Origin of the sequence: Mesorhizobium sp. M0960, assembly GCF_040319055.1 — a bacterium.
GTDB lineage: Bacteria > Pseudomonadota > Alphaproteobacteria > Rhizobiales > Rhizobiaceae > Mesorhizobium.
The window spans coordinates 98,126-124,531 of record NZ_JAMYNN010000002.1 but is presented as its reverse complement, the minus strand read 5'-3'; the positions used below and the strand labels follow the sequence as shown (position 1 = coordinate 124,531).

Annotated in this window: 28 protein-coding genes, 1 tRNA gene and 3 pseudogenes; 18 read left to right on the top strand and 14 right to left on the bottom strand. The window is 62.3% G+C overall.

Annotation, left to right across the window (positions count from 1 at the left end):
- Positions 1-3 precede the first annotated feature (3 nt).
- The gene (locus tag NKH63_RS05620) at positions 4-870 is read right to left on the bottom strand and encodes a branched-chain amino acid ABC transporter permease (protein WP_023722333.1); all 867 of its coding nucleotides are present in this window, start codon (positions 868-870) and stop codon (positions 4-6) included.
- A 76-nt stretch (positions 871-946) separates the two neighbouring features.
- Positions 947-2,149, bottom strand: a complete 1,203-nt coding sequence (locus NKH63_RS05615; protein ID WP_031195079.1) for an ABC transporter substrate-binding protein — start codon at positions 2,147-2,149, stop codon at positions 947-949.
- Between the two features lie 187 nt (positions 2,150-2,336).
- Here NKH63_RS05615 and NKH63_RS05610 point away from each other — a divergent pair, with 187 nt between their 5' ends.
- A complete protein-coding gene (locus NKH63_RS05610; protein WP_352484977.1) occupies positions 2,337-2,648 on the top strand; it encodes a DUF4143 domain-containing protein in 312 nt (103 codons plus the stop codon).
- 102 nt (positions 2,649-2,750) lie between these two features.
- On the opposite strand, the pseudogene NKH63_RS05605 reads toward NKH63_RS05610, so the two are convergent.
- A pseudogene (locus tag NKH63_RS05605) lies at positions 2,751-3,050 on the bottom strand (diacylglycerol kinase); the annotation flags it as partial.
- Between the two features lie 663 nt (positions 3,051-3,713).
- Here NKH63_RS05605 and NKH63_RS05600 point away from each other — a divergent pair.
- The 3 genes and pseudogenes from NKH63_RS05600 (at position 3,714) to NKH63_RS05590 (ending at position 5,925) form a co-directional block, all read left to right on the top strand.
- A complete protein-coding gene (locus tag NKH63_RS05600) occupies positions 3,714-4,388 on the top strand; it encodes a protein-L-isoaspartate(D-aspartate) O-methyltransferase (RefSeq protein ID WP_023722337.1) in 675 nt (224 codons plus the stop codon).
- Between the two features lie 669 nt (positions 4,389-5,057).
- Positions 5,058-5,182: pseudogene (locus tag NKH63_RS05595) on the top strand (IS6 family transposase); the annotation flags it as partial.
- Positions 5,183-5,487: 305 nt separating this feature from the next.
- Positions 5,488-5,925 (top strand): hypothetical protein, encoded by a 438-nt coding sequence (locus tag NKH63_RS05590; RefSeq protein ID WP_292659986.1) that lies wholly within the window; start codon positions 5,488-5,490, stop codon positions 5,923-5,925.
- Between the two features lie 307 nt (positions 5,926-6,232).
- Here NKH63_RS05590 and NKH63_RS05585 read toward each other — a convergent pair whose 3' ends face one another.
- Positions 6,233-6,868 carry a carboxymuconolactone decarboxylase family protein gene (locus NKH63_RS05585; protein ID WP_023722339.1) on the bottom strand — a complete coding sequence of 212 codons (636 nt, stop codon included), beginning with the start codon at positions 6,866-6,868 and terminating at the stop codon, positions 6,233-6,235.
- A 206-nt stretch (positions 6,869-7,074) separates the two neighbouring features.
- Between NKH63_RS05585 and NKH63_RS05580 the strand changes: the two genes are divergently transcribed.
- Positions 7,075-7,989: a LysR family transcriptional regulator gene (locus NKH63_RS05580; RefSeq protein WP_023722340.1), complete on the top strand. Its 915-nt coding sequence runs from the start codon at positions 7,075-7,077 to the stop codon at positions 7,987-7,989.
- Between the two features lie 12 nt (positions 7,990-8,001).
- Here the strand turns inward: NKH63_RS05580 and NKH63_RS05575 are convergent.
- From NKH63_RS05575 to NKH63_RS05565, 3 genes and pseudogenes are all read right to left on the bottom strand, one after another.
- Positions 8,002-8,294, bottom strand: a pseudogene (locus NKH63_RS05575) (DUF3363 domain-containing protein); the annotation flags it as partial.
- A gap of 776 nt (positions 8,295-9,070) precedes the next feature.
- Positions 9,071-9,147, bottom strand: a tRNA-Arg gene (locus NKH63_RS05570).
- Between the two features lie 47 nt (positions 9,148-9,194).
- Positions 9,195-9,887, bottom strand: a complete 693-nt coding sequence (locus NKH63_RS05565; RefSeq protein ID WP_023722341.1) for a winged helix-turn-helix transcriptional regulator — start codon at positions 9,885-9,887, stop codon at positions 9,195-9,197.
- 340 nt (positions 9,888-10,227) lie between these two features.
- Here NKH63_RS05565 and NKH63_RS05560 point away from each other — a divergent pair, with 340 nt between their 5' ends.
- The 6 genes from NKH63_RS05560 to NKH63_RS05535 all read left to right on the top strand — a co-directional run bounded on the left by NKH63_RS05560 (position 10,228) and on the right by NKH63_RS05535 (position 13,647).
- Entirely contained in the window at positions 10,228-10,554 is a 327-nt protein-coding gene (locus NKH63_RS05560) for a DUF1330 domain-containing protein (protein ID WP_023677873.1), read from the top strand.
- Positions 10,555-10,681: 127 nt separating this feature from the next.
- Positions 10,682-11,206: a hypothetical protein gene (locus NKH63_RS05555; protein ID WP_502896310.1), complete on the top strand. Its 525-nt coding sequence runs from the start codon at positions 10,682-10,684 to the stop codon at positions 11,204-11,206.
- Positions 11,207-11,400: 194 nt separating this feature from the next.
- Positions 11,401-11,973 (top strand): TetR/AcrR family transcriptional regulator, encoded by a 573-nt coding sequence (locus tag NKH63_RS05550; RefSeq protein WP_352917679.1) that lies wholly within the window; start codon positions 11,401-11,403, stop codon positions 11,971-11,973.
- Positions 11,974-12,059: 86 nt separating this feature from the next.
- Positions 12,060-13,085 carry an alpha/beta fold hydrolase gene (locus NKH63_RS05545; protein ID WP_352917807.1) on the top strand — a complete coding sequence of 342 codons (1,026 nt, stop codon included), beginning with the start codon at positions 12,060-12,062 and terminating at the stop codon, positions 13,083-13,085.
- A gap of 86 nt (positions 13,086-13,171) precedes the next feature.
- Complete coding sequence (locus NKH63_RS05540) at positions 13,172-13,462, top strand: DUF768 domain-containing protein (protein ID WP_023722345.1); 291 nt, start codon at positions 13,172-13,174, stop codon at positions 13,460-13,462.
- 41 nt (positions 13,463-13,503) lie between these two features.
- On the top strand, positions 13,504-13,647 hold the full coding sequence (locus tag NKH63_RS05535; protein ID WP_352917678.1) for a glycine zipper domain-containing protein: 144 nt from the start codon (positions 13,504-13,506) through the stop codon (positions 13,645-13,647).
- 72 nt (positions 13,648-13,719) lie between these two features.
- On the opposite strand, the gene NKH63_RS05530 is transcribed toward NKH63_RS05535, so the two are convergent.
- Positions 13,720-14,883 (bottom strand): M20 aminoacylase family protein, encoded by a 1,164-nt coding sequence (locus NKH63_RS05530; protein WP_352483482.1) that lies wholly within the window; start codon positions 14,881-14,883, stop codon positions 13,720-13,722.
- A gap of 270 nt (positions 14,884-15,153) precedes the next feature.
- Between NKH63_RS05530 and NKH63_RS05525 the strand changes: the two genes are divergently transcribed.
- Positions 15,154-16,332, top strand: a complete 1,179-nt coding sequence (locus NKH63_RS05525) for a D-alanyl-D-alanine carboxypeptidase family protein (RefSeq protein WP_352548874.1) — start codon at positions 15,154-15,156, stop codon at positions 16,330-16,332.
- 4 nt (positions 16,333-16,336) lie between these two features.
- The gene (locus NKH63_RS05520; RefSeq protein ID WP_352860689.1) at positions 16,337-17,455 is read left to right on the top strand and encodes a CobW family GTP-binding protein; all 1,119 of its coding nucleotides are present in this window, start codon (positions 16,337-16,339) and stop codon (positions 17,453-17,455) included.
- A 210-nt stretch (positions 17,456-17,665) separates the two neighbouring features.
- Here the strand turns inward: NKH63_RS05520 and NKH63_RS05515 are convergent, their stop codons facing one another.
- The 5 genes from NKH63_RS05515 to NKH63_RS05495 form a co-directional block, all read right to left on the bottom strand.
- Complete coding sequence (locus NKH63_RS05515) at positions 17,666-17,953, bottom strand: sulfurtransferase TusA family protein (RefSeq protein WP_023721143.1); 288 nt, start codon at positions 17,951-17,953, stop codon at positions 17,666-17,668.
- Positions 17,954-17,958: 5 nt separating this feature from the next.
- Positions 17,959-19,284, bottom strand: a complete 1,326-nt coding sequence (locus NKH63_RS05510; protein WP_352483562.1) for a L,D-transpeptidase family protein — start codon at positions 19,282-19,284, stop codon at positions 17,959-17,961.
- A 244-nt stretch (positions 19,285-19,528) separates the two neighbouring features.
- Entirely contained in the window at positions 19,529-20,479 is a 951-nt protein-coding gene (locus NKH63_RS05505) for an acetyl-CoA carboxylase carboxyltransferase subunit alpha (protein ID WP_023721141.1), read from the bottom strand.
- 99 nt (positions 20,480-20,578) lie between these two features.
- Positions 20,579-21,496, bottom strand: coding sequence for a site-specific tyrosine recombinase XerD (locus tag NKH63_RS05500; protein ID WP_352495633.1), 918 nt, complete (start codon positions 21,494-21,496; stop codon positions 20,579-20,581).
- Positions 21,493-21,642 (bottom strand): hypothetical protein, encoded by a 150-nt coding sequence (locus NKH63_RS05495; RefSeq protein WP_023721139.1) that lies wholly within the window; start codon positions 21,640-21,642, stop codon positions 21,493-21,495. Before NKH63_RS05495 ends, NKH63_RS05500 begins: the two co-directional genes overlap by 4 nt.
- Before the next feature lie 162 nt (positions 21,643-21,804).
- On the opposite strand from NKH63_RS05495, the gene NKH63_RS05490 reads away from it, so the two are divergent.
- Genes NKH63_RS05490 through NKH63_RS05475 form a run of 4 tightly spaced genes read left to right on the top strand, consistent with a single transcriptional unit; the run spans position 21,805 to position 25,268 of the window.
- Entirely contained in the window at positions 21,805-22,407 is a 603-nt protein-coding gene (locus NKH63_RS05490) for a shikimate kinase (RefSeq protein ID WP_352483486.1), read from the top strand.
- Positions 22,404-23,525, top strand: coding sequence for a 3-dehydroquinate synthase (aroB, locus tag NKH63_RS05485; protein ID WP_352483487.1), 1,122 nt, complete (start codon positions 22,404-22,406; stop codon positions 23,523-23,525). Before NKH63_RS05490 ends, aroB begins: the two co-directional genes overlap by 4 nt.
- Positions 23,522-24,418 (top strand): HlyC/CorC family transporter, encoded by an 897-nt coding sequence (locus tag NKH63_RS05480; protein ID WP_023721135.1) that lies wholly within the window; start codon positions 23,522-23,524, stop codon positions 24,416-24,418. Before aroB ends, NKH63_RS05480 begins: the two co-directional genes overlap by 4 nt.
- Before the next feature lie 40 nt (positions 24,419-24,458).
- Positions 24,459-25,268, top strand: a complete 810-nt coding sequence (locus tag NKH63_RS05475; RefSeq protein WP_352483488.1) for an alpha/beta hydrolase — start codon at positions 24,459-24,461, stop codon at positions 25,266-25,268.
- Between the two features lies 1 nt (position 25,269).
- Here the strand turns inward: NKH63_RS05475 and NKH63_RS05470 are convergent, their stop codons facing one another.
- Positions 25,270-25,572, bottom strand: a complete 303-nt coding sequence (locus NKH63_RS05470) for a BolA family protein (protein WP_023721132.1) — start codon at positions 25,570-25,572, stop codon at positions 25,270-25,272.
- Between the two features lie 133 nt (positions 25,573-25,705).
- Here NKH63_RS05470 and NKH63_RS05465 point away from each other — a divergent pair, with 133 nt between their 5' ends.
- Positions 25,706-26,335 carry a J domain-containing protein gene (locus tag NKH63_RS05465; protein ID WP_036238769.1) on the top strand — a complete coding sequence of 210 codons (630 nt, stop codon included), beginning with the start codon at positions 25,706-25,708 and terminating at the stop codon, positions 26,333-26,335.
- The last annotated feature ends 71 nt before the right edge of the window (positions 26,336-26,406 follow it).

Sequence of the window (26,406 nt, the reverse complement as noted above, 5' to 3'; positions counted from 1 at the left end):
CCATCATCCCCACGGCTTGCCCATGAGCCCGTTCGGGCGGATGCTCAGGAACACCATCAGCGCGGCGAAGATGACGAGATAAGTGACGTCGCCATATTGGCGTAGCACCGTCAGGCCGACCGATTCCATCATGCCGAGGATGAAGCCGCCGGCGATCGCTCCGCTGACCACGCCGGCCCCGCCGATCATCACCATCAAGAACGCCTTGATCGAGATCGGCCCGCCGATGCCCGAATTGACGCCGGTGATGGCGACCAGCAGCCCCCCGACTATGCCGGCAAGCATGGCGCCGAGCGCAAAGCCGATCATCGAATAGCGGTCGACCTCGACGCCCATCAGCTGCGCCGCGACCCGGTCCTGCGCCAGCGCCCGCATGGCACGTCCCGGCTTGCTGTACTGCATGAAAAGCACGAAGGAGGCGATGAACAGTATGGCGAGTGCGCCGACCAGCAGCCGGTCGTAAGGCATTATGAGGCTGTCGGAGACGAAGACGCCTTTGACGATCTTCGGCACGCCGCGCTGCTTTTCGCCGAACAGGAGGAGGATCACGGCGTCGAGGAAGAATGCGACCGCCGCCGCGAGAAGCATCGTACTTTCCTCCCGCACGCTTCGCTTAATCACCGTCCTGAAAAGGAATTTCTCGACAAGCGCTCCAATGACCAGCAGCGTGACCCCGGACGCGACGAGCGCGACGACGAAAGGCATGCCGAGCTGGCCATAGACGGTGTAGGTGACGAAGCCGCCGAGAACGTACATCTGCCCATGGGCAAAGTTAAGCACGTTCATTAGCGCGAAGATCAGGGTCAGACCGAGCGCGATCAACGCGTATTGCGCGCCAAGATAAAGCCCGTTGGCGATGACTTGTTCCATCAGGATGGTTCCGGCCGTTCAGAGGCTGAAGACGAATGCTCGAGTCTCTGCGGCAATCCGCTTCAGTGCAGTTGCGTCAATCGACTTGAGCGACGAAGAGCGTCTCGAACTTGCCGTCGCGGTATTCCGTGACCACCATCGGGACCGAAAGCTGGCGCTTCTGGCCAAATGACGTCATTCCGACATAGGTCAGCTTGGCATCGTCCTTCAGATAGGGATTGGGCGCCGAGAAAGTGTCGATCGTCTTCTTGAACTCCTCGACATTGTCGATCGCGGCCGGGTTCGCCTTCAGCGTCTCGATGATGTATTCGAGCGCGTAGACCTTGGTGTTGGACTCGTCATTGTATTCGCCGAACATTTTCGTATAGCGTTCGACGAACTCCTTCATCGTGTCGGACGCGATTTCGGGCGTCGATGCGCCGCCGACCGAGATGAAGCCGTTGGCCAACTCGCCCGCGCCCTCTTCCAACACCTTGGCATCCTGCGCCGTTTCGGTGGAGATCAGGCCTTCGTAGCCGAGCTCGCGCGCGGCGCGGATCAGCAGCGGCGCATTGCCCGGCGCGACGCCCGAAAGCACCAGCAGGTCCGGTTTTTGCAAAACGATCGGCGTCAGTACCGGCGTGAAATCGCGGGTATCGTTTTGGTAGACATCCGTGGCAGCCACAACCTCGAGCCCGAGCGCCTTTGCCGCGGCAACACCGCCATCCCGCTGGCTCAGCGGATCGGATTCGTTGGCGGCGACAAAGGCAACTTTTTTCACGCCCCTGTTTTCCATGAGATATTTGTAGATCGCCGGAGCCGACTGGTAGTTGGCGATCATGCCGAGCACGGCGTTGGATGCCGGCGGGGTGTAGAGTTCCTTCGGGAATGCGTAGGGAAAATAGATGATGCCCTTGGATTCTGCCACGGGACGCACCGCCGCCGCGCCGTCGTCGACATTCGGACCGACGACATAGTGGATGCCCTCCTGGGCCATCTTCTCCATGCCGGCGATCGCCCGCTTCGGGTCCTTCTGGTCGTCGAAGGTGACGATTTTGACGTCATAGGTCTCGTCACCAATCTTCACACCGCCGGTTTCGTTGATCCAGGCGGCGCGCGTCTGCATCGAGCGGACGTTGGATGTGCCCCACGCAGCGGCCGCGCCACTCGTCACGCCGACAAAGCCGATCTTGAGTTCCTTGTTGGCGGCGTGCACCGCTATTGTGCCGCCGGCCATGATTGCCAGCGCGGAGACGGCGCCGCGCGCCGCGGATGTGATTATTGAACGTCTGTTGATCATTGTTCTTTCCCCTTTGGAGGCCGCGCATTGTTGCGACAGAACTCGACCGATACGCGGATTTTTGTGAGTGAAGGCTCAAATCAATCACCTGTCAACAAAACTTTATCAGATTGTTGACAATCTTGTGAGCGGCCGTAGACGAAGGACGTAGGACCGATCGCGGTTCGGTGCTTTGCTCGAGAGGTTCGTGGTGTCGGAATTCCTGAAGCTCGCATGGTGGTCAGAGCGACGGGTGTCTTTCTCACACTACCGGACCAAGGATCAGGACGAGGTCGGCGTCGTGATCGAGGATCGACGCGGTCGGGTCGTCGGTATCGAGGTGAAGGCCTCCGCAAACGGTTCCGCAGGACTTTCGGGGATTGCACCAGTTGCAGGAAGGAGTCCGCGATCGTTTTGTGCGCGGGCTGGTGCTGCACGACCATCACCGTGTGACGCCGTTCGGCGAAATAATTGCAAGCTGCACCGCTGTCGGTTCTGTGTTCGATGTAAAGTTGCATAAAATGCGGTCTGGAACTTGGGTCGCGAGGTGATCTAAATAATCCCAGATCGATACGAGCCGAGCCTTCATTGGTCGCGGTGATTTCTGGCAACTTCGCCACCCCGTAAGCCATCTTGCATCGAACCAGCGGTCCGCCGGCCCGTCATAGGGCAGCCGCGTGACATCCCAGTGGCTGACGAAGCGCGCGTAGGCGTCCCAGACCGGTGGACCGCCGCCGATGAAGACGACACGGCCGGCAAAGCGCTTGAGCGTGTCCTCGGGATCCATACTGGAGCGAACGACGACAAGTTCCCGATCCGCGCGAGCAAAATCCGGAACGCTCGCGATCGTCTTGGGACCGGCGAGCAAGACGTGTCCTCTCGTGACGTCGAAAAACCGTGCAACGTCGGCTACGAACTCCGGCGAGCCGAAGCGATATTGGCAAACTGAAACGTCAGAGCGGGCATCGCGCAGATGCCCGCCACCATGGGTACGGATGCACGCAAGGGACCGAAGAAGCGCCGGCGACCCCCCACCGCTCGAAGAACAGGGGAGGGGCCAATAGTGCGAAACCCGCTTTCCAAGCCGTTTGCCGATCCAGAAGGACAGCCAGTCCCCCAGTGCCGCGCCAATGGCGGCGGCAAGCCATCACGAAATTCCGGTTCTTCTCAGCAGCGCCACGCGGGCTAACGCTGATTATCGTATGGCCGGCCTGCAGCGCGAATCGCGCTGCTGGCTCGCCCAGGTTCGGCCATCGTCAATCGCCAGATCACGCACGATCAGCACGGGATGGAGCCGGTGAACGACAGCGCAGGGTTCGGCGTCGTTTTGGCCTTCGGCCTATTGGTGCTCAATTGGCTGGCGATCCGCTATATCGATGTTGTCGCCTGGCTGGCGAGCTTCTGATGCGCACGCCGTTCCACCCCGGTGCGAGGAACGGGAGAGCACCAAGGACGGCGACGAAATAGCAGGGCGGTACAACCCGCCCCAACCGAAGCCGCGTTCTCGACGACATGGTTACTGTGACAAGACGAACAGGGTATAAGGTTATGAGGCAGCAGACTGGTTGAGGAGCGCCCCACCGTCATGAAGCCGATGAACGAAGAGCATCTCGCGGTTCTACGCAGGCACATGGTCGAGATGATTGCAATTCACACCGATCTTGCAAGCGAAGAACTTGGCAAGGCGGCGCTCGATGAGCGGGTATTGGCGGCGATGAGGCGGATACCGCGGCATCTCTTCGTGCCAGCATCAGTTGCGCCTTATGCCTACCAAGACATGCCGCTGCCGATCGGCTTTGATAAAACCGTCTCGCAGCCCTTCATCGTTGCTCTCATGACCGATCTCCTTGCGCCGCAACCGCACGAGGTAGTGCTCGAGATCGGCACCGGCCTAGGCTACCAAACCGCAATCCTCGCGGACCTTGCCGGGCAAGTTTGGAGCGTCGAAATCATCGAGGAATTCGCAAGCCATGCCGAGGCTCTCCTGCAGGGTCTCGGCTTCTCCAATGTCGGCATTCGTGTCGGAGACGGGTCTCGCGGCTGGCCTGAGCACGCCCCATTCGACAAGGTCCTGGTCACGGTGGCGGCTGAGCGGACACCGCCGGCTTTACTGAAGCAACTCAAGCCGGGAGGACGCTTGGTTCTGCCTTTGGGATCTGAAAATGCACAGTTTCTGACGGTCATCGACAAGGATGCGGCAGGGCAACTGAAGACTCGCAAACTCATCCCGGTTCGGTTCAGCCGTCTCGAAACGGTCTAATGAGGGGTGCGGCTGCGCGGAGCCGTGCTGGAAGATCAGGATAACGCGCGCCGCATCGATCACACAGGCGCTGGATGGCATCGCCGATCTTTTGACATCCATGCCGCAACGCCACTCGTCGAGCACGCCTGCCGCCGCCGGTCGCAGCCGCTGGCGATCATGCCGGCGCGGTCGTATTGCGCGCTTCTCAAAGACCCCTTATCCAGCCTACTGTGTGCCTGCCAGACGGCAAATGGGTCGCTCATCTGGGAAATGACGGCTAAAGGCTCAAGGAATTCGCCCAGTGGCCAACACGTAGCGGGCAGGAGGTAACGATGGATCTCAAGGACAGGCGCCTCTGGTACGGCGTGGTAGCCGTGATCGTGGTATTGGTCGTGATTGCGTATGCGGCGGGTTGGTTTGGCGGCACACCGATACCAGCGCCGCAGCAGTGAGAGCGATCGTCATTCTCGCTTGGCGGCAGCTGACTGCTCAGTCTCTAAAGGTCGAAGGAAGGGACACCTGATTGGCTGTTTCGCTGGTTCGGCTACCATCCTGACGACGCACAGCCTGGACCGTTTTTGAGATGGCTTCCGCGCAACTTGTTGGTTGTTGGACGGACCGGTCCTTGGATCGCGCAATCCGCAACACTCCGCCATCGGGCCGGGTAACTTCGATAATGGTTTCGACACGGACAAACTGCGATCCTACGGAGTAGCCAGGCGCCAGGTCATGCCGGAAGTCGTACACTGCAGCCACAAGGGCCCAACGACCGGGCGGAGAACTCGCATCAGCCCGGCCTTCGGCGGTTTCGAAGCTAAACTGCCACTCGCTTGATCCCGCTGCCCGGCCAGCGATGGAGCCGGGCTACTCCAGCACAGACTCTGCCCGTCGATCACCTCGATCGGCACGGACTCCAGACCGACATCGTCGAACAGCCGCGCATTTGACCGCGTTCGCCAAATTAATGGCCGGATCTTTGCGAAGCCTCCGCATTTTCGTGGGGGGGAAGCCCTCCCAGCATCATCGTGATTGGACTTTACGATCGGTCGGAGTCACGCTGGCCGCAGGTATAAGAAGGATATGGGTGGGCCAACTATCGTCCGAATAGGAGGCTAAAATGAAGCACCAGACGCTTGAGCAACTGCAGATCGTCGCCGAGATCGATCAGGACTACCTGCGCCAGGCCATGTCGCGCAGCGAACGTCTTGAACGCTGGGCGGAGCTCCTTGAACGGAACCCTGACCGGCGACTCTCGACGCTACACCAGACCGAGTATCAGCCGGTTAGATCACGCGGGGCCATGCGCGGCGACGGCTCGCCGATCTCAGTCGCTTTCGAGGATCCTGTCCTCCGCGCCGCCGGGTTGGAAAACGACAACTACGGCGAAGCGAAGCGGTTCTTCGAACTGACCGACAGGCAATTGCATGAGATCATCTGCTATTGTCATTTCGGCGCGACGGTGAGCGCCGTAACGGCCGCCCGTCACATCCGTGCGGCGATTGCCGGGAGACAGCCAGGCATGTTCGCTCGGATGCGTGAGGCGTTCGTCGGATAAAGCCGGAGCCGTTTCGCAGCATCATTTTTGAAGCGGCTCGCATGGAAAGCCGCCGCCGTAGCGCAGGCAAGCGCTCCCCACGCGGGGAGGCTGCGTTTGCATGAGGGGGTGCGGCTTTCCGCAGGAGCACGCCGACGCCCCCTCCTGCATCTTTTCCATCCGAACCGGAAAGATCCCAATGCTGCCAGCACATCCGTGGTCAGCGCCGGGGTTCAAAGGCTCGAACAGAGCGACATGCGCGCCGGATAAGCGCTATACATTCGCTGTCGAAAATTCGATGCTTCATGGTGGGTCGAAGGTCGCGGACCTATGTCGATCGGGACCGGGAAAGCCAAATCGTGATCGCGAGCAGCTTGGCCTTGTGATCGAGGCCGTCCCGAGCCAGCGCCTCCCCGAACCCGAAATCGATCGAAAGCTGCGCGAGGTCGGGCGCGGTGCCGGCGAAGCGGTCAAAATAGCCCTGGGCGTCGCCCGCTACGAGCCGCTCCAGCATCTCGCGTCCGGCCCATCCGCGTCCCGCTCCGTCACCCGTCGCGGGCTTGATGGGCTGAAATGCCAGCTCGCGTTCGGCGAATACCGACCGGACGATGCCGACGGCATTGACGGTTGCAGGGAAGCCCAGGACCGCGACCGAGACGAAGAGCAGTTCGACGATCGCTTCGGGGGTGCCGCCGGCATTGAGAAAGCCGGCGATATGAAACTTCAATTGCGGCTGGGCGCTTCCGTCGGCCAGCAGCATCGAGACGGTGCAGAGCTGCCTTAGCGGGAGATCCAGCCCCGGGCGGGACAACACATCGCCATAGGGATATTCGACGGTGAAGCGCGACAAATCGGCGGAGGTCTCCGCCAGAGCATTGATCGGTCCATCGAAATTCTCCCCGCCGATCCGGCGGAGCATCTCCAGGCCGCGTGAAAATCGATCCTCATGAGTTTCCGAGGCCATGGCTTGCCCGCTCCGACTGATGGCGAAAGAACTTGCTGCGATGAAGGCAGCCTCAATAAAGCGTCGGCGAGAACTTACTCTTCCCGTTGCTGCGGTGGTGGGACCTGACACTCATGTTCTCTAACTCTGCCCGCCCCCGCTTTATTTCAGGTCAGACCTTGCATCGGCGATTGCGATAAATCCAATTCATTATTAGCATCGCCGTGATGAAGAAGATTCATATCGCTAACGTCGATCTCAATCTGCTGGTCGTCTTCGACGCCCTCGTTGCCGAAGGGCACGCCACGCGCGCGGCCGAGCGGATTGGGCTGACCCAGCCGGCGGTCAGCCATTCGCTCAATCGCCTTCGGGCTCTGTTCGGAGACCCGCTGTTTGTCCGATCCCCGCGCGGCATGACGCCGACGCCACTGGCGCAGGACATTGCGCCGAGTGTTCGGTCGATCCTCGAACAGGTTGAAGGCGTCCTGCTCGGCGGGCGCTCGTTCGATCCGACCGAAAGCACTCGGCAATTCGTGGTCGGTCTCTCCGATTATGCCGCTTTCGTGCTGCTACCGCGTCTGACTGCACGGCTCGGCCGCGAAGCACCAGGCGTTTCTCTGGTGGTCCGCAACACGAGCCGCAGCGTCGGTTTGCCGATGCTGGACGACGGCGCAGTCGAACTCATCGCCGGCAACTTCCCCCAGCCGCCGACCCATATGCGAGAAGAACTGCTATACGAAGAGGACTTCATCTGCGCTGGCCGCGGCGATCACACCGATCTGGCCGATAGTCTCGACCTCGACCGCTATCTCTCGCTGCGCCATCTTCAGGTTTCGATGAAGGGCAATCCGAGCGGCTATGTCGATGCTGTGCTCACCGAGAAAGGATTGAAGAGGAATGTCGTCGTGACGGTCGGCCACTTCTTGATGGCACCGATGCTGGTCGATGCCTCCGAGCTCGTGGCAACGGAACCCCGTCGTCTCTTCGCACCGTTGGCAGGGCGGCTACCGCTCCGACTTTTTCCGCCGCCATTGGATATTCCTTCATTTCGAGTGGTGCAGACTTGGCATGCGCGCCACGACGCCGACCCAGGGCATCAATGGCTGCGACGGGTGCTCAGTGAAGTCGGTCAAGGGGTTTGAGGGCGAAAGCCCCAATCCCCGCTGCCGCCCCAACTGCCAGGACACCGATCCGCCCTGCACGATGCCACTGACCTCGCGGCCGAGCTGGCGGTCGATGACTGGCCGCCACGGGACAAGCGTGAACTCGTGGGACTTCTCGACGATGGCGAACTTGCCACTGGATAGCTGCGCGGCCCGGTGAAGGTGCCGGTCACGGTTTCGCCCTCGGCGGCAGCTCGGAACGGCAGTGCCTTTTTCGCCGCCAGTTCCCCACCGGCACGGTCAACCTCGCGTTCCTGAAGCGTGGCGATCAGGTTGCGCCGGTAAGCGCCCCTTCAAATTTGTAGATTCGCTGAAAGATCTGTCGATCGATCCAAGCCGCGATTGCCGACGAGGAGCTGAGGACCCTGTGAGAGTATGGCGCTGCAGATCAATTCCTCGGCAACAAATTTCGTTCTTGCAGTACCGCATTTTTCGAGGGCAGCCACAGCCGGCCTACTGAAAGCCACCCTTTGACCTTGCAGCCTCGGCACTGACGTTGGCTGCTTATGGGACGCGCGTCCCATCCATCAATGTCGGAAATGGGGGGCGGTAGCAGTCATCCAGCTCTTAATCGTCGAATGCGAACTTTTCCGTGATCCACACCTAGGAGCTGCCAGTCCGCTCTCGGCTCCATGGCTGTCGTTCCAGACCAAACGTGCAAGGGACCGTATGTAGCGCTGGCACGACAACATTGATTACGGCTCAGGCCTCGTAAGACGTGCCATTTTACCAGGTGGCTAGGTCAGCCTCGTGCGATACGGACTGAGATACAAACTGTGATACAAATCGCTGTGGGCTCCTAGACTAGAAAAAACATCGTAAAATCAATGCCTGCCGAGGCGCGGCATTGCGTCTCGACAGACCCCACCTCAAATCGCCACCTGAAGCGACATCGGTGGCCGCCCGTCCCAACAATCTACTCAATTCCAGAATCATGGAAATCCACAACTCGGTTGGATTGAGCAGCTGAAGCCGAAGTTCATGCGAAATTCGCCGTACTAATTGCCGTACTAATTTACCAAAAAGTACGGCGGCTTGTTGGCTAAGTGCTTGAAAAACTTGGTGATCCCGACAGGAATCGAACCTGTGACCTACAGATTAGGAATCTGCCGCTCTATCCTACTGAGCTACGGGACCATCGCGCCCGACACATAACCGCTTCGGATCGTTTCGCCAAGAGGCAGCTAGGCTGCTCGCTTGGGTTCGACAGCGAACGGGCTCAGGCCCAGCCAAGTCTGCATTTTGCGGGCGATATCCTGATCGCCCGTCAGAATGACTTTCGGCCCGGCCTTCTCGACGGTGATCAGCCCCATCCAGATTTCGGTCATGGTGTGCAGGTCGGTCGAGACGTAGAGATCGACATCGAACCCCGGATCGTACCAGCAGAGGTCGACCTCGCCGTGCTTCTCGACGATCAGCCACCACGACCGTTTGGAGGCGGGGAGCTCCTGGTACAGAAATTGTATCACCGTGCGCCCGTCGGGCAGCGGCGACGCGTTTAGATTGCGCCGCATGTCCCACATCAGCAGCGACGGATCGAGGTTCTTCAGCGACAGCCGCGACTCGACCCATTTCTGCCCCCAAAAGCCCATCGCCTCGACGACGGACCGCAGATCCCTGCCTGCCTCGGTCATCCGGTATTCGAAGATGCCTTTCTCGCCGCGCACCTCCTTGCGCTCGACGATCCCGGCCAGCTCGAGCTCCTTGAGCCGTTGCGACAGAAGGGTCGGCGACATTTTGGGGACGCCGCGGCGCAGATCGTTGAAACGGGTCGAGCCCGCCACCAATTCGCGAAGCAGAACCATGGTCCAGCGGGTGCACAGCACCTCCGCGGCCATCGATAACGGGCAGAACTGCTTGTATCCGGCCTGGGTCATGATGTTGCCTTCCCCTCAAACTCAGCCGGGAGCATAGGCCTTTCCCAGCGGTGCGGCGAGTACAGAAACTGTACCGGCCCAAGTGTGGTGGATTTGAAGTTCCTGCTTTCTGGGTGGCATCAGCGTTAGGAACTTCAAATCCAAAACCACACTGGAAATCCAAGCACTTGCTGGTGTGGCTTTTGAATCCGAAATTCGCTCGCTGCGTTGCTCCAAAGTGAATGCGAATTTCGAATTCGCCGCACCAGTACAGATCGCGGACTGGCTGGCGCCGGCCTCGCCATGCGACCCCTCTGCCGCTGCACGGGATACCCCTGTGCACGACCAGGAGACATGACCCATGACCGCTTACGTTATCGCAGACATCAAGGTGAGGGACCCGAAGTGGATGCCGGCCTATGCCGCGTCGGTCCACGACCTCGTTCACAAGCACGGCGGCAGATATCTGTCGCGCAGCGGCAATGTGAAGACGCTCGAAGGCAAGCCGCTCGACACGACGCTGATTGCCTTGATGGCGTTCCCGACCGAGGCCGCGGCGCGCGCCTTCACCGACGATCCCGCCTACGCACCCTTCGTTTCGGCCCGTCAGGGCGGCAGCGACAGCCGTTTCCAGCTGATCGACAACTCCGATCTGGCCGGAACCATCCCGTATCTGCCGAAGGGATGATCTTCCCCTGCATTCGTCGCATCGGGACAGGGATCTCCCAGCAACAACAGCCACAGCGCCCACCTGCCGGACCTCCTTACTTCCGGCGGCCGGCCGGGCTGTGCTTTTCAAGAAGAATGGAATGACTATGACAATCAACTTTCGCAACAAATTCCTCGCTGCCGCGGCGCTGCTGTCGGCCTGCACTGCATTGGCGCAGGCGCATCAGGCAGCGCCCGCGTCCGGTCCCAATCCGCTGGCCGACAAGGTACGCGCCGCCAACAGCCGCTTCGAGAATGTGGCGGCGGCGACCGCCGAGGGCTATGCGCCGATCCCCTGCGCCAGCGGCATCACCGGCGGCGCCATGGGCATCCACTACGTCAATCCCGGCTACCTCAAGGACAACGCGGTCGATGTCGCCAAGCCCGAAGCGGTGATGTACGAGCCGATGGCCGACGGCACGCTAAAACTGATCGCGGTCGAATACATCACCTCGAAAGGCCCGGCCTCGCTCGATGGGCATCTGTTCAACTTCAACAGCGCGCCCAACCGCTATGGCCTCGGCCCGTTTTACGAGCTGCATGTCTGGGCCTGGAAGGGCAACCCGACCGGCGCGTTCGCCGACATGAACCCGAACGTGTCGTGCGAACCGACGACTGCTGCCAGCCAGTAAGCAGCCGGGCCAGGCGGCGCCAACGCCGCCTGGTTTTTAATCTCACAGAGGGGCCCAAGCTCCGGGAGATCGCGATGCAACCTGGCATCGTTGGCGTGCCTGTGTGCCCGTCGAGCTGTCTTTGCAAAAAGAGTCGCTTGACTGGCGATGTAAAATGCTCATTCTAGAATGATCATTTTACATTGGGTTGTTCCATGACCAGACCGCGACTATTTGACGAAGCCACTGTGCTGGGTGACGCGATGAACGCGTTTCGACGGGCCGGTTTCGCGGGAATTTCGATCAAGGATCTGAGCGATGCCACCGGCCTGACGTCTGGCTCGATCTACAATGCCTTTGGCGACAAGGAAGGTCTCTATCGGGCGGCCTTCGGCCACTATATCGATGCCGTCATCCGACACCGTATCGAGACCTACATCGGCGAAGCAAGCGATCTGGATGGTTTGGAACAGTTGTTCCTGTCGTTGTTGCTGCCCGCCCCGGAATCCGGCGACCTCGGCTGTTTGTTAACGAACGCTGCTGTCGAGTTCGGTGCGCAACCGTCGGTCGCCTCGGAAGGTCTCGCGGAAGGCTTCGCCGTGCTGGAAGCCGCCATCCGGCAGGTCGTGGAGCGCCAGATCGGTGGAGGGCAGGTCGATCTCCACGTCGTCAGGCTTCTGCTTCTCTACCAAGGCATTCTCGTGCTGATCCGCGCCGGCCGAGACGTCTCGGCCGGCCCGGCCGTCATTCGATCAGAATTCGAGCAGCTAAGGAAACTTCTGCCATGATCACCCTTTCCCGCAGGGCGGTGCTTCTCGGCACCGCCGGCAGTCTTCTTGCGCCTTGCCTGCCGGTCTTTGGCGCGTCGCCGGCCATGCCGCCGGTCCGATACGTTCGCTCCAACGGCATCGATATGGCTGTTTATGAAGCCGGCAAGGGACCGGCGGTTGTTTTGCTGCACGGCTTTCCCGAACTCGCCTTTTCCTGGCGTCACCAGATCCCGCCGCTCGCGGCCGCCGGCTACCACGTCATTGTTCCCGACCAGCGCGGATATGGTCTGACCGACCGGCCGTCCAAGGTCGAGGATTATGACATGGTCCACCTGACCGGCGATCTCGTCGGTCTCCTCGATGCTCTCGGCGTCGAAAAGGCCGTGTTCGCGGGCCATGACTGGGGCGGCCTGGTCGCATGGCAGATGCCGCTTTTGCATCAGAGACGGGTCACTGGCGTCATCGGTGTCAACACGCCATTCATTCCCCATGAAATGCTGTGGCTGCATCCGAGCCTCACCAAGGGGCTGACCGCCCCGGACAAGCCGTTCGTGGCCAACCCGGCAAAAGACCCGATCGCGCAGATGCGCGAAGTCTACAATCCCGACATGTATGTGCTGATGTTCGAAGATGGTGATCTCGCGGACCGTTTGATGGCGCACGACGTGGCGCGGGTGTTCAGGAGCAATATGCGCAAGGGTGTTATCACCGCCGCGCAATACGCCAAGCTGCCGCCGCAGGCCCGACACATGACATTCCTACAGGCGCTCTCGCAGCCGGAGCCGAAGACGCTGCCCGGCGAGCTGATCCTGACGCCAGACGAGCTTGCTTTCTATGCCGAGAGCTTCGGGCGCACCGGTTTCACGCCGGGCATCAACTGGTACCGCAACTTGTCCCGCAATTGGAGAGCCGGCTTGAATGTCGACCAGACGATAAAAGTGCCTTCGCTCATGATCGGCGCTGAGGACGACGTCGTGTTATCTCCAGCGATGATGGATGGAATGGACGCCCACATCGCCGATCTCGAAAAACATGTGGTCGCCGGCTGTGGACATTGGTCACAGCAGGAGAAGCCGGGCGAAGTCACCGCGCTAATGGTCGATTGGTTGAAGCGGCGGGTTCCTGCGTAGCCGACATGGCGAGCGGTGCAAAGACGGTTAAGATAGCGGAACTTTCGGGATGCCGGCGCGCTTTAGTGTCCCGAAGGAGACACCGCATGAGCGCCACAAAAGAGTTCTTTGAAACCTGGCTGCAGGAGAATGTCGGCAATCTGCCGGCCGAGAGCGAGGTGAGCGTCGCCGTCCTGGCGCAGCAATTCGAGCAGGATGCCGATGCTGCCGGCTACGGCCACGAGGTTCGCGAAGACGAGCTCGGCAACATCCAGGAGGCGATCGAGGCAGCCCTGAAGAAGGCAAGGACAGGCGAAGAGCCGCAGGCTGCCGACGACAATGAGCTGGCGCCGGTTATGGAGGCGCTGGAGGTCGAGGATCCGAAGAGCGGACCGTAGCGGTTGCAGCTCTTCCCTTCCACGCTACATGACCGGGCATAATGGATGCCAAACACCTCACACTCGGCGTCGTGATCGGCGTGGCCATCGGCGCCGTGTTGGACAACATTGTTGCGGGCATTGGTATAGGTATTGCTCTGGGCATTGCCTTCGGCCTTGCCCGGAAGTCGTCCGGCCGGAAGTGACCAGCAGAACATGTCCTGCCCGATTTTGCCGCCCAGAGGTGCGGCGGTCGCCGCACCGCCGATGCCGAACGGCTACGCCGCCAGCGCCGTCTCCGCCAGCTTCACCCAATAGCTCATGCCGTGCGGGATGACCTCGTCGTTGAAGTCGTAGGCCGGGTTGTGCAGGCCGGCGGTATCGCCATTGCCGATGAAGATGAAGGCGCCCGGCCGCGCTTCCAGCATGTAGGAGAAATCCTCGCCGCCCATCACCGGCTGGATGGCGCGGTGCACATGGCTGTCGCCGGCGACGTCGGCCGCGATGTCGCTGGCAAAGACCGTCTCTTCCGGATGGTTGAAGGTGACGGGGTAGTTGGCATTGTAATCAACCTCGATTGTCGCGCCGAAGGCAGCGCCCACGCCTTGGCAAAGCGCGCGGATGCGCTCTTCAGCCTTCTTGGCGACCTCCTTCTTCAGCGTGCGTACGGTGCCGGCGATCTCGGCGCTCTCGGGAATGATGTTATAGGCGTCGCCGGCATGGAATTTCGTCACCGAGACGACCACCGCCTCGACCGGATCGGTGCTGCGGGAGGCGATCGTCTGCAATGCGCCGACAAGCTGGCTGGTGATGACGATCGGATCGATGGTGCCGTGCGGCATCGCCGCGTGGCCGCCCCGGCCCTTGACGGTGATGGTGAACTCGGCAGTCGCCGCCATGATCGGGCCCGGCCTGATGGCGAACTGGCCGACCGGCAGGCCCGGCATGTTGTGCATGCCGAACACCTTGGAGATGCCGAAGCGCTCCATCATGCCGTCCTTGACCATCTCGTTGCCGCCGCCGCCGCCCTCTTCGGCCGGCTGGAAGATAACCGCGACGGAGCCGGCGAAATTGCGTGTTTCGGCGAGGTATTTGGCGGCACCCAAAAGCATCGCGGTGTGGCCGTCATGACCGCAAGCGTGCATCTTGCCCGGGACGGTCGAGGCATAGGATTTGCCGCTGATCTCGTTGAGCGGCAGGGCGTCCATGTCGGCGCGCAGGCCGATCGTCGAGCCTTCGCCGTGGCGGCCGCGGATGATGCCGACGACGCCGGTCTTGCCCAAACCCGTCACGATGTCGTCGCAGCCGAAAGCCTTCAGCTTCTCGGTGACGAAGGCGGCGGTCTTGAAGACGTCGAAATTCAGCTCCGGCGTCTGATGCAAATGGCGGCGCCAGCCGGCCACCTCATCCTGCATTTCGGCGGCTCGGTTCAGGATCGGCATGATGGTTCCATTTCGCTGTTGGAGCAGGCGGTCTTGACCTGCTGCTGTGCAATTGTGCCTGCTGCCCTGCAACCATGCACGCTGCTTTGCATTGTGCTGCTGCTTCCACATTGTGATCGGCAGCACTTTGCCATGTTGACGTCACATAGAGTAAATAGCACCGCGACTGTGGTCCGGGAACAGAGAGCCGGACCATTATCCTGGCGATCGTGTAACGAAATCTTACGGAGCCAGGGGCGACTGCGGCAAGAGGCTATTTCGGTTTTCATGATGCGCTATAGGCATTTCCTCAAACTGTTGGTGGCGGGCGCGGTGGTGCTTGCGGCGCTGGCCGGGCCTGCCTTGGCCAATCCGACCATCCTGTTCGACCTGAACAGCGGCAAGATCCTGCAGCATCAGGAGGCGTTCAGGCGCTGGTACCCGGCATCGCTGACCAAGCTGATGACCGCCTATGTGGCGTTTCGTGCGATTGCCGCGGGCGAGGTCCAGCTCGATTCGCCGATCAAGGTGACGAAACATTCCGCCGGCGAGCCGCCGAGCAAGATGGGCTTCAAGCCGGGTTCGGTGATGCGGCTGGACAATGCGCTGAAGATGATGCTGGTCAAATCGGCCAACGATATCGCCATGGCGGTCGGCGAGAATATCGGCGGTTCGCAAGCGGCCTTTGCCGAACGCATGAACGCGGAGGCGCGGAGGCTCGGCATGAGCGGGTCCCATTTCGTCAATCCGAACGGGCTCTATTCGCCGGACCAGTATACGACAGCGCGCGATCTCGCTTTGCTGGTGATGGCGATCCGCAAGGAATTTCCGCAATATGCCCCCTGGTTCTCGATCGAAGGCCTTGCCGTCGGCAAGAAGGCGATCTCCAACTACAACCTCCTGATCGGCCGCTATCCGGGTGCCGACGGCATGAAGACCGGTTTCGTCTGCTCGTCCGGTTTCAATATGATCGGCTCGGCGACCCGCAACGGCCGCACCCTGGTCGCCGTGGTGCTCGGCGAGCAATCGGCCGTCACCCGCGCCGAGGCGGCGGCAAAACTGCTCGACCAGGGCTTTGCAACCCCGGCGCCGAGTTGGCTGACGGTGGCGGCGCTGCCTGCCTATGGCGACACCATGTCGGCCAACGACATGAACGACGAGATCTGCAAGAAGAAGCCGGTCGAGGAGCAGTCGGAAGCCGCACCCGCCGTCGGCGACAAGGGCAAGGATGTGCCGAAATCGCCCTATCAGGAAAAGCTCGACCATGTACCGACGCTGATCGCCGTCGGCCTCGGCGGCGCCACGGGGCCGAAGCCGAAGGCGATGCTCGACGCCTCCGGGCAGGAATATGCCGACGTGCCGCTGCCGACATGGCGGCCGGATCGGGCGCCGCCGGCCGGCGCCGAGCCGGCCGTGGCCGGGTCCACCACCGCCGCGCAGGTCCAACGGCCGGCCAAGGCGCTGAACTAGCCGTATGGCCGGCTTCCCGATCCCCGTTTCGGTGCTCACCGGCTTTCTCGGCGCCGGCAAGACGACGCTGCTCAACCGGCTGCTCCGGAATCCCGCGCTCGCCGACACCGCCGTCATCATCAACGAGTTCGGCGAAGTGGCGATCGACCATCTTCTGGTCGAGCAGGCGTCCGACGGCATCATCCAGCTTTCCGACGGCTGCCTCTGTTGCACGGTGCGCGGCGAGCTGGTCGACACGCTGGCCGACCTCGTCGACCGGCTGCAGACCGGCCGCATCGACCGGCTTGCCCGCGTTGTCGTCGAGACCACCGGGCTCGCCGATCCCGCCCCTGTGCTGCAGTCGATCATGGCGCACCCGGCCCTGGTCCAGGCCTTCCGGCTCGACGGCGTCATCACCCTGGTCGACGCCGTCAACGGCAATGCGACGCTCGATGCCCATGTCGAGGCGGTGAAGCAGGTGGCCGTCGCCGATCGCATCGTGCTCAGCAAGGCCGACCTGGCCACGGATGCAGGCGACGCGGAGGCGTTGCGGGCGCGGCTCAGGCAGATCAACCCGGGTGCCGTGGTGCTCGACGCGAGCCAGGCAAGCGCCGCGACCCTGTTCGATTGCGGCCTCTACAATCCGGCCACCAAATCCGTCGATGTGCAGCGTTGGCTCGGCGAAGAAGCCGGCCACGACCATGATGTTGGCAGCCATGACCACAGCGGTCATGGTCATGCCGACCACGGTCACCATGACCATGGCCACAGGCACGATTCCCGCATCCGCGCGTATTCGCTGGTTCATGACGGGCCGGTGCCGTTTTCGGCAATCGAGATGTTCCTCGATCTGTTGCGCTCGGCGCATGGCGAGCGCCTGTTGCGGATGAAAGGCGTCATCGAGCTTGCAGAAGATCCGTCGCGGCCGCTGGTTATTCATGGCGTGCAGAAGATCCTGCATCCGCCGGTGCAACTGCCGGCCTGGCCGGACGGCCAGCGCGGCACCAGGCTGGTGCTGATCACGCTCGACATGCCCGAAGACTATGTCCGCCGGCTGTTCGCCGCCTTCACCAACCGGCCGTCGATCGACACGCCGGACCGCGCGGCACTGGAAAGCAACCCGCTGGCTATTGCCGGGCGGTAGAGGCTTTCATCAGTTTTAAGTCGAACGCCGCGCTGCCCCTCATCTGCCTGCCGGCATCTTCTCAAGAAGGACGCTCTCGTCGACGATTTCGCCAATCTCCAGCGCCGCAGAAAGAGCGCCAAAGTTGCGGCCAGCCCCTTCTCCCCGTCACTATACGGGGAGAAGATGCCGGCAGGCAGATGAGGGGCAGCGCACCGTCAGCAGAACGAGCTAAGTCCAGGCTCGGCCGCCGCCGCGCTCGACCAGGAAGCGGTGGCCGCCCGATATTGCCGCCGTTTCGATCAGCCGATGGCCGCTCTCGGCGCAGAAGGCGGGGATGTCGATGACGGCGAGGGGGTCGGTGGTTTCGAGCCAGAGGCGGCTACCCGGCTGCATTGCGGCCAAGCGCTTTTTGGCCTTGAGCGCGGGCAACGGGCAGTTCAGACCTTTGAGGTCGTAGACGGCGGCGGGGCTGGTTGAGGGCCTGTCTCCTTGGCCCCCATCTTCTTGTTCAAGCATGAAGCTCAGCCGCCAAACATGCCGAGCAGCTTTTTCTTCAACCTTGTCGCCGTGCTTTCGGCGTCCGCAGCCTGCGTTTCGACTGCCGGGGCGGCCTCCGATGGCGCTACAGTGGCGGTGGCGACAGGCATCTCGGCGGCGGTCTTGGCAGCTTCCTTTTCAGCCAGTGCCTGCGCCTTGGCCGCTTCCTTCTCGGCCAGCGCCTGCGCCTTGGCTGCCTCTTTGGCGGCCTTGGCCGCTTCAATGGCGGCTAGCCTTTGTTCCTCGGCCTTCTGCTTGGCGGCCTTTTCGGCGTCGAGTGCCGCCATCTTGCGGCCGGCCGGCGAATCGACGCGGCCCATGCGCGCCGTCTCGGTCACCGTGCCGTCTGGGTTGAGCGACGGCGGCTCGATCGGCACGCGTTCGCCGCGGGCACGCCGTTTCGACCAGTCGGAAACGATGCTGGCTTCCTTGATCCCGGCGATGGTCGGCTTGGGTGCCGGCACGCTGGCCTTGACGGCGCCGTTGAAGGCCGCCTCATAGGTGCTTTGATAGGCGTTGATGGCGCTCTTCAGTGAATCGGGCTGGGTGGTCGCAGGGCAAGCGCCGGTCGGATTAAAGGTCGAGCCGTCGGCCGCAACCTGGTTGAAGACGTAGCGCTTCTCGCAGACGTCGACTTTCGGCGGCACCTTGGTGACTTCGAAATTGTCGTAGCCGACCTTCAGCATCTTCCAGAATTCGTAGTTCGGGTCGTTGCGGTAGCGCGCCATGTTGGCTGCAGTCATGCGGAACGGAAAAGCCTGGATCTGGAACTCGGTCTGGCCGCCCTGGAAGGCGTCACGACCGAAAGCGTAGATCTGCTCGATCTGCGCGTCGGTCATCGAATAGCAGCCCGACGACGAGCAGGCGCCATGGACCATCAGGTTGGAACCAGTGCGGCCATTGGCGCGGTCATAGGCGTTCGGGTAGCCGATGTTGAAGGACAGGTGATAATTCGACCGCGGGTTCATCTGCGCCGGGCGGACCGTGTAAAAGCCTTCCGGCGCTTGGCGGTCGCCTTCGGTGAACTTCGGCCCGAGCTTGCCCGACCATTTGCAGATGTCGTAGCTGGCGACCAGGTCGTAGCGGCCGTTGGTCTTGGCCTTCCAGATTTCGAGCTTGCCTTCTTCCTTGAAGATGCGGGCCATCACCGAAGAGGTGCGGACCATGCCCTTGGCCCTCATCTCGGCCAGGATCTTGTCCGGCAGCGGCTTGTTGGCCTGCGGTGCAAAATCCTTCATCGAAGCATCATTGCAGCCGGCGACGCCGATCGCAGCGATCAGAACTCCGGTGCGGGCAAGCTTGGCAAACATGGATATGGCTATCGTCTTCATCTCTGCGCCGCGGATGCCGCGGCTGCTAAACTGACCACTGACGGACCTTAAGCCCGTTAACCTTGAAAATTCCTTACCGCAAGCGACCTTGCGCCAAGCAGCCCTCTTGCCCCAAACGAAATTGGCGCGTCCCCTACGGCAAGCTCACTGTGACGAACGCAGCGGCATTTTTGTGGCGAAATTGCTCCACGCCGTCACATTTCAGGCCGCGCACCTGCGTTGGCTACAGATTGCGGCCCATCGCCAGGTATTTCTCGCGGCGATGCTCGCGGAAGTCGGTGTTGGCGCCGGAAAATTCCTTCATCGTCCTGGCGATGAGGTCGCCGGTGGCGGCAATCACCGTTTCGGGGGCGCGATGGGCACCGCCGAGCGGTTCGGCGACGATGGCGTCGATGATCTTCAGCTCCAGCAGATCCTGCGCCGTGATCTTCATGTTGGTCGCAGCATCCCTGGACCGGGTGGTGTCGCGCCACAGGATCGAGGCGGCGCCCTCCGGCGAGATCACCGAATAGATGGCGTGTTCGAGCATGTAGACGCGGTTGGCGGTGGCGATCGCTATGGCGCCGCCGGAGCCGCCTTCGCCGATCACCACCGAGATCGACGGCACCTTCAGGCCAAGGCAGGCTGAGGTCGAGCGGGCGATGGCTTCCGCCTGGCCGCGCTCTTCGGCGTTGACGCCGGGATAGGCGCCGGCAGTGTCGACCAGCGTCAGCAGCGGGATTTGGAAGCGGTCGGCGAGTTCCATCAGCCGTACCGCCTTGCGGTAGCCCTCCGGCCGCACCGAGCCGAAATTATGCTTCAGCCGGCTTGCCGTGTCGGAACCTTTTTCCTGGCCGATGATCGCCACCGGCTCGCCACGGAAGCGGGCGAAGCCGCCGACGATCGCCTGGTCCTCGCCGAAATTGCGGTCGCCGGCGAGCGGCGTGAAATCGGTAAGCAGGCCCTTGATGTAGTCGATGCAATGCGGCCTGTCCGGATGGCGCGCCACCTGCACCTTCTGCCATGGCGTTAGCGCCTTATAGGCGTCGCGCAGCGCATCGCGTGAGCGCTTCTCGAGACGGGCGATCTCATCGCCGACGTCGACCGCCTCACCGTTCTCGGCAAGCTTCTTCAGCTCGAGGATCTTGCCTTCGAGATCCTGCACAGGCTTTTCGAAATCGAGGTAATTGTACATTCTTGGGCGAACCGGCAGGTCGGAAGGCAATGACTGACGCAAGCCCGAAAATGCAGGCTGGGCGCGGTGGAACGTCGTTCTCACATAGCGACATGACGCCTAGTCGGCAAGCGGATGATGATCGTTGACCAGACGCACCAGCCGCTCCTCCAGTACATGGGTGTAGATCTGCGTCGTTGAAATATCGGCATGGCCGAGCAGCTGCTGCACGGCCCTGAGATCGGCGCCGTTCTGCAGCAGATGGCTGGCGAAAGCATGGCGCAGCACATGCGGCGATATCTTCGCCGCGGCAATGCCGGCTCGCGCGGCAAGCCCTTTCAGCTCGCGGGCAAAGACCTGTCTCGAGAGATAGCCGTTTTCGGAGGCGGCCGGAAACAGGAACGGGCTGTCGGCAAGAGCCGGCACCGCCGCCCGTGCGGCAAGCCAGGTCCGCATCGCCGTGCGCGCCTTGGCCGACAGCGGCACCATGCGTTCCTTGTTGCCCTTGCCGCGCACCATGAAGAAGCGGTCGTCGCGCTGCGCCACCGTCACCGGCAGGCTGACCAACTCCGAAACCCGCAGGCCGGTGGCGTAGAGGACCTCGACCAGTGCGTGCAGGCGCAGCGCCGCCAGGCTGTCGTCGTCGTTGAGCGAGGGGTCGATCGCCTCCTGCGTGGCGCGGTCGAGCAGCCGGCCGGTATCGGCCTCGCTCATCGTCTTCGGCAGCGGCCGGCCTTTCTTCGGGCTGTCCAGCGTGCCGGTCGGATCGTCGCCGCGCAGGCCTTCGGCGTAGAGGAACTTGAAGAACTGACGGATTGCCGACAATTTGCGCGCCTGCGAGGTGGCGGCAAAGCCGCGCGCGGCGATGTCGTCGAGATAGGCACGGATGTCGGTGCTGGTGGCAGCGGCGAGCCCGCCGCCGATCCCGGCGGAAGCGTCCTCGAGGTCGCGGCGATAGGAGGAAAGCGTGTTTTCGGCAGCGCCGCGCTCGGCGCTCATCATCTCGAGAAAGGCTTCGATGCGGGCGGCGCTGTTCATTTTTTGGGATTGAGCTTTTCCGGAGGGATACGCACGCTCATTTCCGCCTTTCTCGGCTCGACGAACATGACCAGGGCGAACATCGCGCCGTAGACAATGCCGGCCAGAATCACGAGCGTCACGACAAAGCGAAACAGTGTCGGCATTAATTTTCGCCCGTCGTCTTGTTCTGCATTTCCAACCCTGTGCCCTTATGAGACGCCAATCCCACCAATTCAAGGGTGAAGCCGATAACAGGTCCCGGGCGCGCCGCGCTTGACGCAAACAGGCTTTTGATGTCGATACGCCGGCAAAGAGGCCCTAGAAACATGAACGCGTTACCAGCAAACCCTCCGGGCGAGAGCCATGCCGCGCTGCTCGGCCGGCTGGGCGACCGTTCCATCGTCTTTGTCGGGCTGATGGGCGCCGGCAAGACGGCGATCGGCCGCAAGGTGGCGGCGATGCTGGCGCTACCCTTTATCGACAGCGACCAGGAGATCGAAAGTGTTTCGCGCATGAGCGTCCCGGACCTGTTCGAGCGCTATGGCGAGGCGGAGTTCCGGGCACTGGAGCAGCGCGTCATCCTGCGCGTGCTGGAGCACGGGCCCCAGGTGCTGTCGACCGGCGGCGGCGCCTTCATGAATGCGCAGACGCGCGAGGCGATCGCCAGCCATGGCGTTTCGGTCTGGCTGAAGGCCGAGATCGACCTGTTGATGGAGCGCGTTTCCAAGAAGCAGAACCGGCCGCTGCTGAAAAGCGCCGATCCCCGGGGGGTGCTGGAGCGGCTGATGGCGGAACGCTACCCGGTTTACGCCGCGGCCGATGTCATCGTGCCGACCCGCGACGACCGCAAGGAGATCATTGCCGCCGAAGTGGTGGACGCGCTGCGCGGCCATCTCGGCGTTGCCGACATCGACGAGGTGCGGTCGTGAGCGCTGATGCAACGGTCTCTGTCGAAGTCGGGCTTGGCGAGCGTACCTACGACATTTTGATCGGCCCCGGCCTGCTGTCACGCGCCGGCGCCGAAATTGCGCGCCGTCTGCCGGGCACAAGGGCGGCGGTCGTCACCGACGAAAACGTCGCTAGCGCGCATCTCGCAACGCTTGCGGCCGGCCTGGCAAGCGGTGGCATCCAACATGCAGTCATCACGCTGCCGCCCGGCGAAAAGACCAAGAGCTTTGCGCACCTGGAAGAGGTGGTCGACGGCGTGCTGGCCGCCAAGCTGGAGCGTGGCGATGTCGTCGTCGCGCTCGGCGGCGGCGTCATCGGCGACCTCGCCGGCTTTGCCGCCGGCATCGCGCGGCGCGGCATGAACTTCGTGCAAATCCCGACCTCGCTGCTGGCGCAGGTCGATTCCTCCGTCGGCGGCAAGACCGGCATCAACAGCAAGCGCGGCAAGAACCTGGTCGGGGTGTTTCACCAGCCGAGGCTGGTACTGGCCGACACCGAAGTGCTCGACACGCTGCCGATCCGCGAGTTTCGCGCCGGCTATGCCGAACTGGCCAAATACGGGCTGATCGACCGGCCGGAGTTCTTCGCCTGGCTGGAGGAAAACTGGTCTCGCGTGTTTGCCGGCGGGCCGGAGCGGGCAAAAGCGATTGCCGAGGCCTGTCGCGCCAAGGCCGACGTCGTTGCACGCGACGAATTCGAGACCGGCGACCGTGCGCTGCTCAATCTCGGCCACACCTTCGGTCACGCGCTCGAGGCGGCGACCGGCTATGACGGCACGCGGCTGGTGCATGGCGAGGGCGTTGCCATCGGCATGGCGCTGGCGCACCGTTTTTCTTCAAGGCTCAATTTGGCGAGCCCCGACGATGCGGCGCGCGTCGAGGCGCACCTTCGCGTCGTCGGCCTGCCGTGGTGCATGGCCGACATTCCAGGCGAATTACCTGACGCCGAAAAGCTGTTCTCCTTCATCACCCAGGACAAAAAGGTGTCGCGCGGCGCGCTGACCTTCATCCTGACGCGCGGCATCGGTCAGGCCTTCATCGCCAGGGATGTGCCGGCCTCGGAAGTGCTGGCGTTCCTCGGGGAGAACCATCCGGGATGAGCCAGGCCGGCTGGATCGCGGCTGCTGCGCTTGCCGGCCTCGGCCTGCTGGGCTTCGTCTTGCGTCGGCACCTGTTCGCCGCCTTCGGCTACGAGTTGCAGCGTATCGAGCCGCAGCGCTCGACGCATGAGGAATTGCGTGGCGCCGTCGACGATTTCCGCCGCGACGGCCAGGTGGTGCGCGAGGATCGTGCCCGCATTGGCGGCCTGTTCGACCTTGAGGAGCTCGAAGTGTCGGACGTGATGGTCCACCGCACCAATATGCGCTCGGTCAACGCCGACGACCCGCCGGAAGCGGTGGTGCGCGAGATCCTGCAGAGCCCGCATACCCGCATGCCGCTGTGGAAGGGCTCGCTCGACAACATCGTCGGCGTGCTGCACGCGAAGGACCTGCTGCGCGCGCTGAACGAGGTCGGCAATGATTTCTCCAGGATCGACGTGATGAAGATCGCGTCGCGGCCGTGGTTCGTGCCCGACACCACGACGCTGCAGGAGCAGCTCAACGCCTTCCTGCGCCGCAAGGCGCATTTCGCCATCGTCGTCGACGAATATGGCGAGGTCGAGGGACTGGTGACGCTGGAGGACATCATCGAGGAGATCGTCGGCGAGATCGCCGACGAGCACGACATCGACATCCAGGGCGTCAAGCAGGAAGCCGACGGCTCCGTCGTCGTCGACGGCACGGTGTCGATCCGCGACCTCAACCGGGCGCTCGACTGGAACCTGCCGGACGAGGAAGCCACCACCATTGCCGGCCTTGTCATCCACGAGGCGCAGTCGATTCCGGACGAAAAGCAGGCCTTTACGTTTCACGGCAAGCGCTTCGTCGTCATGAAACGCGACAAGAATCGGATCGCGCGGCTGAGGATCAAGCCGGCGATGCTTGGCGAATGACAGTGCACGCCTTATGGCAGCCGTGGGCAGTCAGGAGTCTATGACAATCGATCGGCGAACCCTGCTTCTGGTGTCGATGGCGGCGCTGCTGCCGGGTCAGGCTGCAGCGGCATTGCAGCTGCGTCCGCCATCACCCGAAACCTTCGACTATGGGCCGGCCAAGCTCGACATTTATTCCCGCGATGGCGCAAGCGGCCTGCCGGTCGTCTTTTTCGTCCATGGCGGCGCCTGGCGGGTCGGCAACCGCAACAACGTCAACTCCAAGCCGCAATTCCTGCTCGACAATGGCTTCTGCTTCGTCTCGATCGACTACCGGATGCTGCCTGAAGCCGACGTCGCCACCCAGGCCGCCGATGTCGAACTGGCGTATCGCTACGTCCGCGCCAACATCGCCAGCCATGGCGGCGATCCGGACCGGATCGTCGCGATGGGCCATTCGGCCGGCTGCCATCTCGTCGCGCTGACCGGCCTGCGCGGCGGCCTGCCCGGCGTCGCGGCGCTGGTCCTCGACGATACCAGGGCCTATGATCTGGAGGCGTTGGCCAGGAGCGGCGGCATGGCAGGGGTCTATGCCCGCGCCTTTCCCGATCCGGCGCAGTGGCGGGCGCTGTCGCCGGTCACCTATGTCGACGGCCGCAAGCATCCGCCGACGTTCATCGCCTATTCGCGGGCGAAAACCCGCGCGGCGGACGCGCAGGCCTTTGCCGGGCGTCTGGGCGCCACCGGAACCAGGGTCACGCTGTTCGATGGCAGCGCCTATTCGCACATGTCGATCAATCGCGACTTCGGCACCGAAGGCGATGCGTTGACCGCCGCGGTGATGGCTTTCCTGAGGGCGAGCCTCGGCTGAGTTACCAGCGGGTCTTTTCGCCGGGCGCCGCCGGCTCGATCGCCAGGGCATGGACGCCGGATTTCAATTCCTCGGCCAGCAATGCGTTGACGGCGCGGTGGCGTTCGACGCGGCTCATGCCGGCAAAGGCGGGCGCGACGATGCGGACGCGGAAATGCGTCTCGCCGGTGCCGTCGAAGGTGGCGTGATGGCCGGAATCCAGATGATGATGGCCGGCATGGAGATGGCTTTCGTTGATGACGGCCAGCCGTTCCGGCGAAAACGCCTTTTTCAGCTTGTCTTCCATCGTTGCCTGTATGGACATCGCCGCTTCCCTTCACCACATCTATGTCATCGCACAAAATTCGCCGTTCGCCGGTTTTATGCCGCGATTCAGCGGTTAGGGCGATCATCGCGAAAATGTCAATTCTTGTTTCGCATCAGCGAACAGCCCATAAATGGGTGAGATGAAGCCGTACCCAAAATATTTCGAAAAGATTCGCATCCGCCCGGAGAAGGACGCGGAGCTGAAGTCGCGCTCACCGATCTGCCAGTGGGATGGCTGCAAGGAGGCCGGCACCCACCGCGCCCCGGTCGGACGCATGAAGGAAGGCGAGTACTTCCAGTTCTGCTTCGATCATGTGCGCGAGTACAATAAGGGCTTCAATTATTTCTCGGGCGTTCCCGACACCGAGATTGCCCGCTTCCAGAAGGAGGCCATGACCGGCCACCGGCCGACCTGGAAAATGGGCGTCAACGGTGCTTCGACACGCTCCTCGCCCGACTTCGCCCAGGCGCGCTCCGGTCGCGCCGGCTACTACAACCGCATGCGCGATCCGTTCGATCTGTTCAAAGGCCCGAAGGACCCGCGCGAAGCACGCGAGCGCAAGGCCAAGCCGCTTGAGGCCAAGGCACTGGAAACGCTTGGCCTTGATACAAAGGCGACTGGCAAGGATATCAAGGCGCGCTATAAGGAACTTGTGAAACGCCACCATCCGGATGCGAATGGCGGCGACAGAGGTTCGGAAGACCGGTTCCGCGATGTGCTCCAGGCCTATCGCGTGCTCAAGCAGGCAGGTTTGTGCTGAGCGACCTTACGGTTCGTGTCGCTTTCCAACTTTCATAAGGTTGGAAAAGGCTCTAAGACCGCCCCCGAACA